Source organism: Sutcliffiella halmapala, from assembly GCF_050107295.1.
Lineage (GTDB): Bacteria > Bacillota > Bacilli > Bacillales > Bacillaceae_I > Sutcliffiella_A > Sutcliffiella_A halmapala_A.
The window spans coordinates 40,146-56,001 of sequence record NZ_JBNIKR010000007.1; the positions used below are offsets into that span (position 1 = coordinate 40,146).

14 protein-coding genes are annotated in these 15,856 nt (G+C 43.8%); all 14 read left to right on the forward strand.

Annotation, left to right across the window (positions count from 1 at the left end):
* Positions 1 to 151 precede the first annotated feature (151 nt).
* Entirely contained in the window at positions 152 to 1,411 is a 1,260-nt protein-coding gene (gene ilvA, locus ACQCT5_RS12755; protein WP_499642411.1) for a threonine ammonia-lyase IlvA, read from the forward strand.
* 530 nt (positions 1,412 to 1,941) lie between these two features.
* Positions 1,942 to 2,886 (forward strand): branched-chain-amino-acid transaminase, encoded by a 945-nt coding sequence (ilvE, locus tag ACQCT5_RS12760; RefSeq protein ID WP_499642412.1) that lies wholly within the window; start codon positions 1,942 to 1,944, stop codon positions 2,884 to 2,886.
* A 64-nt stretch (positions 2,887 to 2,950) separates the two neighbouring features.
* Entirely contained in the window at positions 2,951 to 4,618 is a 1,668-nt protein-coding gene (gene ilvD, locus ACQCT5_RS12765) for a dihydroxy-acid dehydratase (RefSeq protein WP_499642413.1), read from the forward strand.
* A 21-nt stretch (positions 4,619 to 4,639) separates the two neighbouring features.
* Complete coding sequence (ilvB, locus tag ACQCT5_RS12770; protein ID WP_499642414.1) at positions 4,640 to 6,355, forward strand: biosynthetic-type acetolactate synthase large subunit; 1,716 nt, start codon at positions 4,640 to 4,642, stop codon at positions 6,353 to 6,355.
* A complete protein-coding gene (ilvN, locus tag ACQCT5_RS12775) occupies positions 6,352 to 6,609 on the forward strand; it encodes an acetolactate synthase small subunit (protein ID WP_204419415.1) in 258 nt (85 codons plus the stop codon). Before ilvB ends, ilvN begins: the two co-directional genes overlap by 4 nt.
* A gap of 28 nt (positions 6,610 to 6,637) precedes the next feature.
* Positions 6,638 to 7,663 carry a ketol-acid reductoisomerase gene (ilvC, locus tag ACQCT5_RS12780; protein WP_499642415.1) on the forward strand — a complete coding sequence of 342 codons (1,026 nt, stop codon included), beginning with the start codon at positions 6,638 to 6,640 and terminating at the stop codon, positions 7,661 to 7,663.
* Positions 7,650 to 9,200, forward strand: coding sequence for a 2-isopropylmalate synthase (locus ACQCT5_RS12785; RefSeq protein WP_499642416.1), 1,551 nt, complete (start codon positions 7,650 to 7,652; stop codon positions 9,198 to 9,200). The genes ilvC and ACQCT5_RS12785 overlap by 14 nt, the downstream gene beginning before the upstream one ends.
* A complete protein-coding gene (gene leuB, locus ACQCT5_RS12790; RefSeq protein WP_499642417.1) occupies positions 9,197 to 10,288 on the forward strand; it encodes a 3-isopropylmalate dehydrogenase in 1,092 nt (363 codons plus the stop codon). Before ACQCT5_RS12785 ends, leuB begins: the two co-directional genes overlap by 4 nt.
* A 41-nt stretch (positions 10,289 to 10,329) precedes the next feature.
* Positions 10,330 to 11,751, forward strand: coding sequence for a 3-isopropylmalate dehydratase large subunit (leuC, locus tag ACQCT5_RS12795; RefSeq protein WP_499642629.1), 1,422 nt, complete (start codon positions 10,330 to 10,332; stop codon positions 11,749 to 11,751).
* Positions 11,751 to 12,344, forward strand: coding sequence for a 3-isopropylmalate dehydratase small subunit (gene leuD / locus ACQCT5_RS12800; protein ID WP_499642418.1), 594 nt, complete (start codon positions 11,751 to 11,753; stop codon positions 12,342 to 12,344). Before leuC ends, leuD begins: the two co-directional genes overlap by 1 nt.
* A 143-nt stretch (positions 12,345 to 12,487) precedes the next feature.
* The gene (locus tag ACQCT5_RS12805; protein WP_499642419.1) at positions 12,488 to 12,928 is read left to right on the forward strand and encodes a MarR family winged helix-turn-helix transcriptional regulator; all 441 of its coding nucleotides are present in this window, start codon (positions 12,488 to 12,490) and stop codon (positions 12,926 to 12,928) included.
* Between the two features lie 213 nt (positions 12,929 to 13,141).
* Positions 13,142 to 14,101 (forward strand): ABC transporter permease, encoded by a 960-nt coding sequence (locus tag ACQCT5_RS12810; protein WP_499642420.1) that lies wholly within the window; start codon positions 13,142 to 13,144, stop codon positions 14,099 to 14,101.
* Positions 14,085 to 15,041, forward strand: coding sequence for an iron chelate uptake ABC transporter family permease subunit (locus ACQCT5_RS12815; RefSeq protein WP_499642421.1), 957 nt, complete (start codon positions 14,085 to 14,087; stop codon positions 15,039 to 15,041). Before ACQCT5_RS12810 ends, ACQCT5_RS12815 begins: the two co-directional genes overlap by 17 nt.
* Positions 15,029 to 15,787 carry an iron ABC transporter ATP-binding protein gene (locus ACQCT5_RS12820; RefSeq protein WP_499642422.1) on the forward strand — a complete coding sequence of 253 codons (759 nt, stop codon included), beginning with the start codon at positions 15,029 to 15,031 and terminating at the stop codon, positions 15,785 to 15,787. The genes ACQCT5_RS12815 and ACQCT5_RS12820 overlap by 13 nt, the downstream gene beginning before the upstream one ends.
* Positions 15,788 to 15,856 lie beyond the last annotated feature (69 nt).

The window sequence follows — 15,856 nt, forward strand, 5'->3', positions numbered from 1 at the left end:
AACTTGTTCCGACTTGTCAGAGTGGATGCTCAGTTTTTTTAGCCTTACCAAACTATTGATTCTAAAAATTCGGGTAGTGACATCCCCATCTAGCTGTTGTACAATAATTCACAATATTCTTTCTGTTCAGCTTGAAAGGAGCGGGTGAGTAATGAAAGTTCTACATAACGGGGTACGGGTAGAAGATATCGAACATGCCAGGCAGGTGTTGAAGGATGTTGTGGTACGGACACCTTTGCAGTTGGATCCGATTTTATCGGAGCGTTATCATTGCAAGGTTTATTTGAAAAGAGAAGATCTTCAGGTAGTGCGTTCTTTTAAAATCAGGGGGGCCTATTATCTGGTTCAAAGCCTCACTGATGAACAAAGGAATAGAGGGGTCGTATGTGCGAGCGCGGGAAATCATGCCCAAGGAGTTGCCTATGCCTGCAAAAAGCTTGGCATCAAGGGGAAGATCTATATGCCGACAACCACACCACGGCAAAAGGTTTCCCGGGTTGAATTTTTTGGCGGTGATTTTACGGAAGTTGTCCTGACAGGGGACACCTATGATGACTCTTATCAAAAAGCCTGGGAGGTCTGTGAACAGGAAGGCATGAAATTTGTGCATCCATTTGATGATCCTCTCACCATCACCGGCCAGGGAACGGTTGGTCTGGAAGTATTGGAGCAGCTTGACGAGGAATGTTCCCATGTGTTTATGGGGATCGGGGGTGGCGGCCTGGTATCCGGAGTGGGATCTTATCTGAAAAGTGTAGCCCCCCACACAAAAATCATCGGGGTAGAACCGATGGGTGCGCCTGGAATGAAACAATCCATCTCCATGAATGAAGTGGTTACCTTAGAGGAAATTGACAGCTTTGTAGACGGTGCTGCAGTAAAACAGGTAGGGCAGCTGTCTTTTGAAATGGCAAAAGATTTAGTGGATGATATCATCCTTGTTCCGGAAGGGAAGGTGTGTACCACCATCCTTAACCTTTACAATGAAAATGCAATCATTGCAGAACCGGCCGGAGCCCTTTCAATCGCAGCACTCGATTTCTACAAGGAGGAAATCAAAGGGAAATCAGTAGTCTGCGTAGTGAGCGGAGGCAACAATGACTTAGATCGGATGCAGGAAATGAAGGAACGCTCACTGATCTATGAGGGATTAAAGCACTATTTTATCGTCAATTTCCCCCAAAGGGCAGGTGCACTCCGTGAATTCATGGAAGATGTCCTTGGAGAAACTGATGATATTACCCGTTTTGAATACACAAAAAAGAATAATAGGGACAAAGGGCCTGTTCTGGTAGGAGTGGAGCTCAGGCAGCCTGAGGATTATTTTTCCCTGATCGAGCGGATGAAAAAGAAAGGCTTTACCTATCTGGAAATCAATAAGGATAAGCAGTTGTTTAATTTATTAATATAATATAACCAAGGAAAAGAAAAGGACGAGAAATCTCGTTCTTTTTTCCGTTTATACGTAAGAAAAAGAGGGTATGTAAATTTTTTTTACAAGGTTTTTGTAAACGTTTTCTTTGTTGATGGGACAAAAATGAAAGCGCTTTAAAATAGTCTGTAAAATTAGAATTATCTGAATTTAGGTGTTGACCTCCTGTATGGACGGTATTAAAATAACAACAACTCAAACAAACATTGAGTACGGTAATAACAATTCCCTTATCAGGAGGGTATCTAGGGTTCCGGTGTTTTCAGGAAAATAAAGCGGTGAAGTAATGATACGATATTTCATTCTTAGACCCTAATTTTCCTGTAGCATGACTGGTCCAAGCGATGCCAGCATCATCCCGGTCGATGGTGTACACCGTGAGGAAAAAAGCCTCTACGGATAGGTTCTGATTGAAGCACAACGTGTATTCAACCTGTCCAAGGGGCAACTTTTTAATATTTATTTATCAGAATATTCAAACAATAAAACAAAGAAAGAGGAGATTAGCTATGTGTAGATACATCTATATGAATGGCCAATTAGTAGAAAAAGAGAAGGCAGTTGTATCTGTATATGATCACGGGTTCCTTTACGGAGATGGCATCTTTGAAGGTATCCGAATGTACGACGGAAATGTATTCCGCCTTCGTGAACATCTAGAAAGACTTTATGATTCAGCAAGATCCATTCTTTTAAACATCCCCTATACCATGTCTGAGCTAGAGGACATTATCGTCGAGACCCTGAGGAAAAACAAGCTGTATGACACAGCCTACATTCGATTGGTGGTTTCCAGAGGAGTCGGCGATCTCGGTTTAGATCCCACAAAATGCAAAACTCCAAATCTGATTGTCATTGCCGAGCAGCTGGCATTATTCCCAAAAGAACTGTACGACGTTGGTATCAGCATGGTTACCGTCCCAACCAGACGTAACCGACCTGATATCCTAAGTCCAAAAGTAAAATCACTCAATTATTTGAATAACATCATGGTAAAAGCCGAAGCCAACATGGCAGGAGCGAATGAGGCTCTAACTTTAAATACGGAAGGCTATGTTGCAGAAGGATCCGGACAGAACATCTTTATCCTTAAAGGGAAAAAACTCCTGACCCCTCCAAGCTATGTAGGAGCGTTAGAGGGAATCACCCGAAACGCCATCATCGACCTGGCAAAGGAGCTTGGCTATGATGTTCGCGAAGAGCCATTCACAAGACATGATGTATATGTGGCAGATGAAGTATTCCTTACAGGAACGGCGGCTGAGGTCATTCCGGTTGTAAGCCTTGACGCAAGAATGATTGCGGACGGAAAGCCGGGAAAAGAAACACACAATCTGCTCAACCACTTCCGCAAACTTGTAGTAGAAGACGGACTGAAAGTATATCCAGAAAAAAACCAGGTTGGCTGGGAAATCAGTGGTGGTGTTTTGTTGGGTGAAGCGCTAAATCACTAAAGAGGGGCCTGGCCCCTACGAATTGAACCAATAAAGAAACGTAAGAAGGAGGGAACCGACTACCATGAGAAGCAATACAATCAAACGAGGAATCGACCGGGCTCCCCATCGCAGCTTGCTGCGGGCGGCTGGTGTGAAGGATGAAGATATGGATAAGCCGTTCATCGGCGTTTGCAATTCCTATGTGGATATTATCCCGGGACATATGCATCTAAATAAATTTGCGGAAGTGGTGAAAGATGCGATTCGGGATGCGGGAGGTGTTCCTTTCGAATTCAATACCATCGGAGTGGATGACGGGATCGCAATGGGGCATATAGGGATGCGCTACTCTCTGCCCAGCAGGGAATTGATTGCCGACTCAGCGGAAACAGTTATTAATGCACACTGGTTTGATGGGGTATTCTACATTCCCAATTGCGATAAAATCACTCCTGGAATGCTGATGGCGGCAGCAAGAACCAATGTACCCGCAGTTTTCGTTTCAGGAGGCCCTATGGAGGCAGGTCGAACAAAGGATGGTGCGCCATTGTCCCTTGTATCAGTCTTTGAAGGGGTCGGAAGCGTGCTTGCCGGTAAAATGAGCCGTGAAGAGCTTCTTGAAATCGAATCGAGCGCCTGTCCAACCTGTGGTTCCTGCTCTGGGATGTTTACAGCAAATTCGATGAATACATTGATGGAAATGCTGGGAGTGGCTCTGCCTGGGAACGGTACCATGGTCGCAACTTCAGAAGGACGCCACCAGCTGATCCGGGACGCGGCCAAACATCTCATGAGGCAAATTGAAGAAGATGTGAGGCCACGCGACATTATTACAAAAGAAGCAATTGATGACGCTTTTGCATTGGATATGGCGATGGGCGGCTCCACAAATACCGTTCTACATACACTCGCCATTGCCCATGAGGCTGGGATTGAATATAAACTTGAAGATATCAATAAAATCGCAGAGCGAGTGCCATACCTTTGCAAAGTAAGCCCCGCTTCAGACTATAGCATGGAAGACGTCCATGAAGCAGGAGGAGTCAGTGCCATCATCAAGGAGCTTTGCCAGATTGAAGGCGCCATCCATCCAGGGCGCTTGACGATTTCAGGACAAAGCATCGAGGAAGTAGTAGACCATGCCCAGATAGTCAATGACAGGGTGATCAGGAGGAAAGACAATCCATACAGTCCGGTTGGAGGCCTCAGCATTCTATTTGGGAATCTGGCACCAAATGGGGGAGTAATCAAGGTTGGAGCAGTGGACCCCTCCATCAAGTCCTTTACCGGGGAAGCGATCATCTTTGAATCACAGGAAGAGGCACAAAAAGGAATTGATGGTGGCCAAGTCAGGGAAGGTCATGTGGTAGTCATCCGTTATGAGGGTCCTAAAGGCGGACCGGGCATGCCGGAAATGCTGGCACCGACATCATCCATTGCCGGCAGAGGCTTATCGACAAAAGTAGCATTGATTACGGATGGTAGATTCTCAGGGGCCACGAGGGGAATTTCCATTGGTCATATATCCCCTGAAGCAGCAGAAGGAGGCCCTATTGCTTTTGTAGAAAATGGGGACACCATTCAGATAGATTTAGAGAAACGTACCATTTATCTGCTTGTGGAAAAGGAAGAATTGGCAGCCCGTAAAACCAATTGGCAGCCTCCCGAGCCGAAAGTGAAAAGCGGATACTTGGCCAGATATGCGGCGCTCGTCACTTCTGCTAATACAGGCGGTGTATTGAAAGTATAAAAATAAGGAGGTGGAGAACAAATGAGTACAGCAGAAACCAGTGGCACGAAGGTGGCACAAAAGATACTGACAGGATCTCGCATGATTGTGGAGGCCTTGAAGGAAGAGAAGGTAGAGGTGATCTTCGGTTATCCTGGAGGAGCAGTCCTTAATATATATGATGCATTATATGATGGAGGCATTCCTCATCTGTTGACTAGGCATGAGCAGGGAGCGATACATGCTGCAGAAGGATATGCGCGCATTACAGGCAAGCCCGGCGTAGTGATTGCCACCTCAGGTCCCGGCGCCACGAATATTGTGACTGGTCTCGCGGATGCCATGATAGATTCGCTTCCGCTTGTAGTCATTACCGGTCAGGTCAATTCACAGGTACTTGGATCAGATGCTTTCCAGGAAGCACCGATTCTCGGGATTTCCATGCCAATAACCAAACATAATTTCCAGGTCCAGGATGTAAAAGAATTGCCAAGAATATTTAAGGAAGCTTTCCATATTGCTTCAACAGGGAGACCTGGACCAGTTCTGATCGACATTCCAAAAGACATTACGGCTACCTCAGGAATCTACGATTATTCCAAAGAGGTACATCTGCCGGGATACAAATTACAAACAGAACCAGAAGTTGACGCGATCAAAAAGGTGGCACAGGCCATCAAAAAAGCCAACAAGCCCGTCATTCTTGCAGGTGCAGGCGTTCTCCACAGTAAAGCAAGCAATCTACTAAAAGAGTTCGTTGCCAAAACGACCATTCCTGTGGCCAACACATTACTGGGTTTGGGAAGCTTCCCACATGACCACCCTTTATTTCTGGGAATGGCAGGGATGCATGGAACCTATACGGCCAATATGGCTTTATATGAAGCCGATCTAATCATCAATATCGGTGCAAGATTTGATGATAGGTTGACAGGCAACCTTCAGGAGTTTGCTAAATTCGCAAAAGTTGTCCATTTTGATATCGATCCATCGGAAATCGGAAAAAACGTACCGACAGATTACCCGGTAGTCGGCGATGCCTCAAAATCTCTTCAATTACTATTGGATGAAGCACTGGAAACAGGGGATAAAGGGGAGTGGCTGGAGCGCTTGCTTCAATCAAAGGAAGAATTTCCATTATGGTATGTAGAAGATGGCAAAACATTCAAACCGCAACGATTATTGGAGCTAGTTCATGAGCTTTCCAAAGGGGAAGCCATCATCACAACGGATGTCGGCCAGCATCAAATGTGGGCAGCACAGTTCCATGGTTTCAGGGAGCCTGATAGATGGGTAACATCGGGTGGCTTGGGGACAATGGGGTTTGGCTTACCTGCCGCAATCGGTGCGCAGGTGGCGGACAAGGATGCCGCCGTTATAGCTGTCCTTGGTGATGCCGGGTTCCAGATGACGCTTCAGGAGCTGGCCGTTCTAAAAGAATATAAGCTTCCTGTAAAAGTAGTGCTCGTCAATAATCAATCCATGGGAATGGTACGCCAGTGGCAGCAGCTGTTCTATCAGGAAAGATATTCGGAATCCCTATTGCCCAATCAGCCGGATTATGTGAAACTATCGGATGCTTTTGGAATCAAAGCGGCCATTGTTCAAAACGAAGAGGAGTTTCGAACGGCTTTTGCGGAAGCACTTGCAACAGACGAACCTTATCTCTTGGACTGCCGGGTGACATCGAAGGAGAACGTCTATCCGATGATCGCCCCTGGAAAAGGAATTCAACAAATGGAAGGTGTGAAGCCATGAAGCGGACACTCTCGCTCCTTGTGAACAATCAACTTGGTGTATTGAACCGGTTGACCAACCTGTTTTTAAGAAAAGGACTGAATATTGAAAGCCTGGCAGTCGCACCGGTCAATGAATCGTCCATCTCCCTTATGACCATTGTTGTCAATGTGGTGGAGGAGCAGGAAGTAGAAAGAATAAAGCTCCAGCTGGATAAGCAGATTGACGTCATACAAATTACAGACATTTCCGAGCAGATTGCTCTTTCCAATTAACTGAATTTTACAAAAAGGAGGAAGAAAAATGGCAGCAAAAATGTATTATAACGATGACATTTCACAAGCGGCATTAAATGGGAAAACAGTAGCGGTGGTAGGATATGGTTCGCAAGGTCATGCTCATGCACAAAACTTAAGGGACAGCGGAGTGGAAGTGGTAGTGGGGGTTCGACCAGGAGGATCCTGGCAAAAGGCACAGGAGGACGGATTCCAGGTATCTTCTGTAGCTGAAGCAGTGGCAAAGGCGGATGTAGTCATGGTCCTCCTCCCGGATGAAAGGCAACCGGAAGTGTTCAAACAGGAAATTGAGCCCCATTTGACTGCTGGAAAAGCGTTGGCATTTGCACATGGATTCAATGTCCATTTCCATCAGGTTGTTCCACCGAAAGATGTAGATGTATTCTTGGTTGCACCTAAGGGACCAGGTCATCTGGTCAGACGCGTGTTTAAAGAAGGCGGCGGAGTTCCAGCTCTTTTTGCAGTCCATCAGGATGCCTCCGGGGAAGCAAAAGAAGTTGCATTGGCCTATAGCAAAGCTGTTGGAGCTGGCAGAGCGGCAGTAATGGAAACGACGTTCAAGGAAGAAACGGAAACAGATCTATTCGGGGAACAGGCAGTCTTATGCGGTGGAACGACTGCACTGGTAAAAGCCGGTTTTGAAACACTCGTCGAGGCGGGCTATCAGCCGGAAGTCGCGTATTTTGAGTGTTTGCACGAATTGAAATTAATAGTAGACCTTCTATATGAAAACGGGTTGGAGGGAATGCGCTACTCCATCTCGGACACTGCTCAGTGGGGAGATTTTACAGCAGGTCCAAGAGTAGTGAATGACGGAACGAAAGACGAAATGAGAAAAATCTTAAGTGAGATCCAATCCGGTCAGTTTGCAAAAGGCTGGGTGCTTGAGAACCAGGCTAACCGCCCAATGTTCCATGCGATCAATGATCAGGAAAAGCAGCATCCACTCGAAGTGGTAGGAAGGGAGCTCCGTGCTAAAATGCCATTCATTCAATCGAATAAGAAAGGAGTGGTTGGCAGTGCGAAAGGTTGACATATTTGATACCACATTAAGAGATGGGGAACAGTCAGCAGGAGTCAATCTTCATCCCCATGAAAAGCTTGAGATTGCCCTTCAATTGGAAAGGTATGGCGTGGATGTGATGGAGGCAGGCTTTCCTGCTTCCTCCTATGGGGATTTCCAGGCGGTGCAGCAGATAGCGAGAACAATCAAGAAAGCTACGGTAGTAGGTTTGGCAAGAGCGGTAAAGTCGGATATTGATGCAGTCTATGAAGCAGTAAAAGATGCAGCAAAACCCGGAATCCATGTTTTCCTGGCCACCTCTCCCATTCATATGGAATATAAGCTGAAGAAGAAGCCGAAGGAAGTAGTGGAAGCGGCTGTAGAGGCTGTAGAATACGCTTGCCGCTTTTTTACACATGTCCAATGGTCTGCAGAGGATGCAACTAGAAGTGAATGGCCTTTTCTGGCACATATCATTGAAAAGGTCATTGATGCAGGAGCAACTGTCATCAATCTTCCGGACACGGTGGGATATACAACACCAGATGAATATGCTCAGTTAATCACATATATTAAAAATCATGTCCCCAACATCAATAAAGTTAAACTCTCGGCTCATTGCCATGACGATTTAGGGATGGCTGTCTCCAATTCTTTATCAGCCATTCAAAGTGGTGTCGATCAGATCGAAGGCACCATTAACGGAATAGGAGAGCGGGCAGGCAATGCTTCCTTAGAGGAAATCATCGTGGCATTGCAAATCAGAAAAGATGTCTACCGAGTGGAAACGAATATTGATCTGACCCAGACAGTCAGAACAAGTAATCTCGTCAGCAAGTTGACAGGTATGATTGTCCCACAAAACAAAGCGGTAGTCGGAGCAAATGCTTTTGCACATGAATCCGGGATACACCAGGATGGCGTCCTGAAAAACAAAAGCACCTATGAAGTGATCAATCCGGAAATGGTCGGTCTCAACTCCAACAAGATGGTCTTAGGTAAACACTCCGGAAGCCATGCCTTCAAGCAAAGATGCGAGGAACTTGGTCTCTATCTAAATGAAGAGGAAGGCAAGAAACTATTCAAGGCGTTCAAGGATCTGACAGCCAAAAAGAAAGAAGTTACAGAAGACGACATCTTTGCCCTTATGATGGACTCTTCAGTAAAAGGACTGTTTCCACATTATCAAATGGAAACCCTGCAAATTTCTTATGGGTCCAATATTATTCCAACTACGACCATTGCCATCCAGACAGAAGATGGGGATGTTCTGCAGGAGTCTGCTACAGGAAAAGGGAGTGTCGAATCGGTCTATAACACAATATCCAGAATCCTTAAAAAAGATATTTCCCTATTGGATTACCGCATTCAATCCACAACTTACGGCAGCGATGCCCTCGCTGAAGTTTACGTGAAAATAAAGTGTGATGGAGAAGTGAGCAGCGGAAGAGGCATAGAACACGATGTGTTGGAAGCATCCGCAAAAGCTTATTTGGATGCAGTAAACCGGCTTTCCATCAAAGAAAAGTTTGCAAGGTATTCAACCAAAGGAGTGGAGGTCAGTTGAGCAGCTATAAGATTGCCGTTTTACCAGGTGACGGAATAGGTCCTGAGGTAGTAAAGGAAGCAGTCCTTCTACTTCAAGAGATCGGAACGCAATATAATCATCAATTTGAAATTACGTATGGGAAAATTGGAGGAGTTGCCGTGGATGAAGCGGGAACTCCTCTTCCCGAAGAAACGGTGGAAATTTGTAAAAAGAGTGATGCTATTCTCTTGGGGGCGGTTGGTGGACCGAAATGGGACGTTGAATCCCCTGAACGAAAGCCTGAGACAGGATTGCTTGGCATCCGGAAAGCTTTACAGCTATATGCCAACCTGCGACCTGTTACGCTGTTTTCATCCTTGATCCATAGTTCCCCGCTAAAGAGAGAGGTAGTTCTGGACACTGATATATTGATAGTCCGTGAGCTTACAGGAGGCATCTACTTCGGGTCTCCCAGGGAACGAAGAGTAGGGGAAAAGGGAGTGGAAGTGGTAGATACCCTCTATTACACGGAACAGGAAATGGAACGCATTATCCGGAAAGCCTTTGAGTTGGCACAAAGCCGTAAAAGAAAGCTCATGTCTGTGGATAAAGCGAATGTATTGGAAAGCAGCAGACTCTGGCGGGAGGTGGCGACACGAGTGGCTTCAGATTACCCGGATGTGGAATTAAGTCATATGCTTGTCGACAATGCAGCGATGCAGCTGATCCGTAATCCCAGACAATTTGATGTCATTGTGACGGAAAACATGTTTGGGGATATATTGAGTGACGAAGCATCGATGCTGACAGGCTCCCTTGGTATGCTGCCGTCAGCAAGCTTGGGAGTGGAAGGTCCAGGACTCTATGAACCTATTCATGGTTCAGCTCCAGATATTGCAGGAAAGGATATTGCCAATCCACTTGCCACGATTTTATCGGTAGCTTTGCTTTTGAGGCATTCACTGGGATTGATGGATGAGGCAGATGCGGTCGAGAAAGCTGTGGAACAAGCCCTTGAACAGGGATATCGTACGCATGATATTGGTAGTGAATGGGAGAGAGTGCTGTGTACCACACAAATGGGAGAAGTGGTAAGAGGCTATCTGAAGGCACCTATCAAGAGCTGATAGAAAAAGTAATCGAAATTATGATGCGGAAGGTGAGTGACATGCAGCCGAGAACATTATTCGAAAAGATTTGGGATCAGCATACAGTCGTGAAAGAAGACAATAAGCCCAATTTATTATACATTGATTTGCACCTAGTACATGAGGTGACATCCCCCCAGGCCTTTGAAGGATTAAGATTGAACGGCAGAAAGGTCAGACAGCCCGAACTCACATTTGCCACCATGGACCATAACGTGCCAACGATTAATCCATTTCATGTCACAGACGAGATTGCAGCGAAACAGATGAGTACCTTGGAAAAAAACTGCAAGGAATTCGGTATCCGCTTGGCAGACTTGAATAGTGCCGATCAAGGGATTGTCCATGTTATTGGCCCTGAATTGGGTCTTACCCTTCCAGGTAAAACGATTGTTTGTGGAGATAGCCATACCTCTACACATGGGGCATTCGGTGCATTGGCATTTGGAATCGGAACAAGCGAAGTGGAGCATGTCCTTGCAACACAATGCCTGTGGCAATCCAAGCCGAAAACATTAAAGGTTGATTTCCAAGGGCTTAGGCCACTTGGGGTATCAGCCAAAGATATCATCCTGGCTGTAATCGCAAAATACGGGACGGCTTTTGGTACAGGATACGTACTGGAGTTCACAGGAAAAGTCATCGAAGATATGTCCATGGAGGAAAGGATGACCGTTTGCAACATGGCAATTGAGGCTGGTGCTCGGGCGGGTCTTGTTGCCCCGGATGAAACAACCTTCTCCTATCTGAAAGGAAGAAAATATGCACCTGTAGGGGAGGAACGGGATCGTGCCGAGGTGGAGTGGTACGCGTTAAGATCGGATGCAGGTGCAGTATATGATAAAGTTATTGATTTTGATATCACCAATCTCGAACCACAAGTCACATGGGGCACCAATCCTTCGATGGGCACATCAATCAGTGGATTGGTGCCAGACCCTGCTGATATCGAAAGTGAAACAGAAAAAAAGTCTGTTGCACAAGCCATTGAATATATGGGATTGACGCCAGGAATGAAGATTACAGATATCATCATCGACTATATCTTCATTGGTTCCTGTACCAACTCCCGAATAGAAGATCTGCGTGAGGCAGCAGAGGTTGTTAAGGGAAGAACAGTTTCTCCAGGTGTGACAGCTCTAGTGGTCCCAGGGTCTAAAAATGTAAAGCAACAAGCAGAATCAGAAGGATTGCATGAAGTGTTTTTGGAAGCCGGTTTTGAATGGAGAGAAGCGGGATGCAGCATGTGCCTCAGCATGAATCCGGATGTCGTTCCAGCTGGAAAGCGCTGTGCCTCCACCTCTAACCGGAACTTTGAAGGTAGACAAGGAAGGGGTGCTCGCACGCATCTTGTCAGTCCTGCAATGGCAGCCGCAGCCGCAATAAAAGGCCATTTTGTCCATATAAACGAACTGAGGCTTGAAAAGGAGGGGGTTGTGTAATGGAACCGCTTGTTGAACATATTGGAAAAGTCATCCCTTTGGACAAAGCCAATGTGGACACAGATCAGATCATTCCTAAGCAATTTCTAAAGAGAATTGAACGAACTGGATTTGGCCAGTTTCTATTCTACGATTGGAGATTTGACGACCAAGGACAGCCAAACGAGAAATTTGTGATGAACCAAGCAGAATATAACGGAGCGTCCATCCTATTGGCGCGCAGCAATTTTGGATGCGGCTCCTCTAGAGAGCATGCACCCTGGGCACTTTTGGATTATGGAATCAAAGTGGTGATTGCGCCGTCATATGCGGATATCTTTTACAATAACTGCTTTAAAAATGGGATTTTGCCAATTGTTCTTCCCGAGGATCAAGTGGAACAGCTTTTTCAGATGGCAAAAGATCTAACTTTGACTGTAGATCTTGAATCGCAAGTTATTACCTTGCACGAAGATCCCGTCATTCCGTTTGAAACCGACCCTTATCGGAAAAGAATGCTATTAAAAGGACTCGATGACATTGGTTTAACCGAGATGTATACCAACCAGATAGAATTATACGAAAAAAAGAGAAAATCCTATTCAGTTGTCTAATAATATGAACATAAACCATCTTTCTGTTGAAAGATGGTTTTTATCTGCAACTACTATGGCTATTGAATTATAATGAAGTTAGATTTTTTAATTTATACTTGTATAAACAAGTAACTACTAATAATTATTTTGGAGTGATTTGTATGAGTGAAAAAGAATATAGGTTGGATGATTCACTTGGCTATAAACTTTTCCAGGCTTCACGTTTAATAAATAACCGTATAAATCGCCATTTTAAAGATAACAATTTTCCCGTTACACATGAACAATGGCAAATATTGAGCAGACTTTACGAGAATGATGGTTTAACGCAAAACAAAATCGCAGAATTAAATGAAAAAGATCAGCCAAGTGTATCTCGATTGGTGGACAATATGATTAAAAGAGGGTTGGTAAAACGTGTTTCCCACCCGATTGACGCCAGAATCAATTTGATTTTTCTAACGAAGGAAGCGAAGCAGATTGAAGGTGAACTGACTGGATTTGCCAAACGAACCATTGAAGATGCTACGAAGGGATTGGATTTGGATGAAGTAAATAACTGTCTTCATATATTGGATAAAATCAGAAAAAACCTGATATGAAGAGTTTGTGGAAAAAATCACCATACCATTGGTGATTTTAAAAAAACACTTGTTTAAACAAGTATTTTTTCAAAACCTATTGACAATCAATACTGATAATCATTATCATTATCAGTGAGGTTGGTCTTATTTTTTTATTAGTCAATGAGAATGATTATCCATATCAATAAAAATTTCGATCTTTTTAAATAATTTTAGTTAGGAATGGAAGTAATGAAAAGAAGATATTTACTTGGAGTCCTTATCCTTTTATCGATTGTCTCACTCTTTATCGGTGTAAAGGAAATGAGTCCATTTGATTTATTAAATTTAGATAATGAACAATTGCAGATTCTGTTGCTGAGCAGAATTCCACGATTAATCAGCATCATTATTGCCGGTGTGAGCATGAGCATTTGCGGGTTAATCATGCAGCAACTTACGAGAAATAAATTTGTCTCCCCGACAACTGCTGGAACGATGGACTCTGCAAGATTAGGTGTTTTGGTTTCCTTACTTCTCTTTGCATCGGCAAGTCCTATCTTAAAAATGGGTATTGCATTTATATTTGCACTTTTAGGGACATTTATTTTTATGAAGATTCTTGATCGGATCAAGTTCAAAGATACAGTCTTTATTCCTTTGGTTGGTTTAATGTTCGGCAGTATCATAGGGTCGATCACCACTTTTTTTGCTTACAAGTATGACCTGATTCAGAATATGTCCTCGTGGTTGCAAGGTAATTTCTCCTTGGTCATCAAAGGAAGGTACGAACTTCTTTACATAAGCATTCCATTAGTTATTCTTACTTATTTATTTGCCAATAAATTTACTGTTGCAGGGATGGGAGAGGAATTTTCCATTAATTTAGGACTTCCATATAAGCAGATTGTCAATATCGGGTTGGTCATTGTATCAGCTGTCACCTCCATCATCATACTTACAGTCGGAATGATCCCGTTTTTAGGCTTGATCATTCCCAATATAGTAAGCATCTACCAAGGTGATCATTTAAAGAAAAACCTACCTCATACCGCTCTTTTAGGTGCAGTATTTGTGTTGTTCTGTGATATCCTCGGACGGACCATTATTTATCCATATGAAATTCCGATTGGAATGACGGTCGGTGTAATCGGAAGCGGGGTCTTCCTTTATCTATTGTTTAGGAGAAAATCATATGAAACAAAATTATAGAATTATTCTTTTAGCATGTCTGGCAGTACTTATCTGTTCATTATTCCTGTTTTACAATATCGGTCCAAGTTGGGAGTATATTCTTCCGAGGCGAGCCATAAAAGTATTTGCAATTGTTTTGACTGGTAGTGCCATTGCATTTTCCACTGTGATTTTCCAGACAATAACAAGTAACCGTATTTTGACACCTAGCATAATTGGACTTGATTCGCTATATATGCTCATTCAGACGTTCCTTATATTCGTATTCGGTTCCACCAGTTTCATAGCAATGAACAAAAATATGAACTTTTTAATTTCGATTTTACTAATGGCTGGTTTCGCAATGCTCCTATACCGCTTTCTATTTAAAGGGGAAGGTCGCAATATCTACTTCCTTCTATTAGTGGGAATTGTTTTTGGAACTTTGTTTGGGAGCCTTTCCACTTTTATGCAGGTACTGATTGATCCAAATGAGTTCATGATGGTGCAGGATCGCATGTTTGCCAGCTTCAATAATGTCAACTCCGACCTTCTCATACTGAGCTTTGTCCTATTTGGAGGAATCCTTCTCTATACAGCCAGATATATCAAATATTTGGACGTGCTATCGCTTGGAAAAGACCATGCTATCAATTTGGGAGTACCGTATAATCAAGTCGTTCAAAGATTATTGATTGTTATTGCCATTCTGGTTTCTCTTTCTACAGCCTTGGTGGGACCAATCACCTTTCTGGGATTGCTCGTTGCAAACATTACCTATGAATTTATGAAAACATACAAACACAAGCAGTTGTTGACCGCATCCATATTGATCAGCATATCGGCTTTGGTGGGAGGGCAACTGATTGTAGAGAGAGTTTTTACCTTCAGTACAACACTCAGCGTAATCATCAATTTCATAGGTGGCACCTACTTTATCTATCTATTATTAAGGGAGAGTAAAAAATGGTCGAAGTGAAAAATATTTCGAAAAGCTATGGCGGGAAATTGGTGGTGGATCATGTATCTACTACTATCCAAAAAGGGAAAATCACCTCATTTATCGGTCCTAATGGAGCAGGAAAAAGCACCGTCCTTTCCATGATAAGCAGACTTGTCGGAATGGACAGTGGAGAGGTGGAGGTAGATGGTCAAAATATATCAAAAGTTGATAGTAATGTAATGGCAAAGAAAATTTCCATCCTAAAACAGGCAAACCATTTATCCATTCGTTTAACCATTCGAGAACTTGTAAGCTTTGGACGTTTTCCCTACTCCCAAGGAAACTTAACCAAAACAGACTGGGACTTTGTGGAGGAAGCAATCTCCTATATGGAACTGGAGGAAATCCAGCACAAATTCCTCGACCAGTTAAGTGGAGGCCAGCAACAACGTGCCTTTATCGCAATGGTCATTGCCCAAAATACCGATTACATACTATTGGATGAACCCTTGAACAATCTGGATATGAAGCATTCCGTTCAGATAATGAAAGTATTGAGACGACTAGTTGATGAGCTGGGTAAGACGGTGATTATTGTCATCCATGACATCAACTTTGCATCCTGCTATTCGGACTACATTGTGGCGCTGAAGGATGGAAAACTGGTCAAGGAAGGACCAACGAATGAAATAGTGGTTGAAAAAGTATTAAAAGAAATATACGAACTTGATATCCAAATCGAAAACATCAATGGAAATAACATCTGTATCTACTTTTCTTAGAGAGGATGGGATCGATGGTGGTAATCTTCCGGCATAATATTGGAAAAGTCCCATAAGACTGGCAGCTTT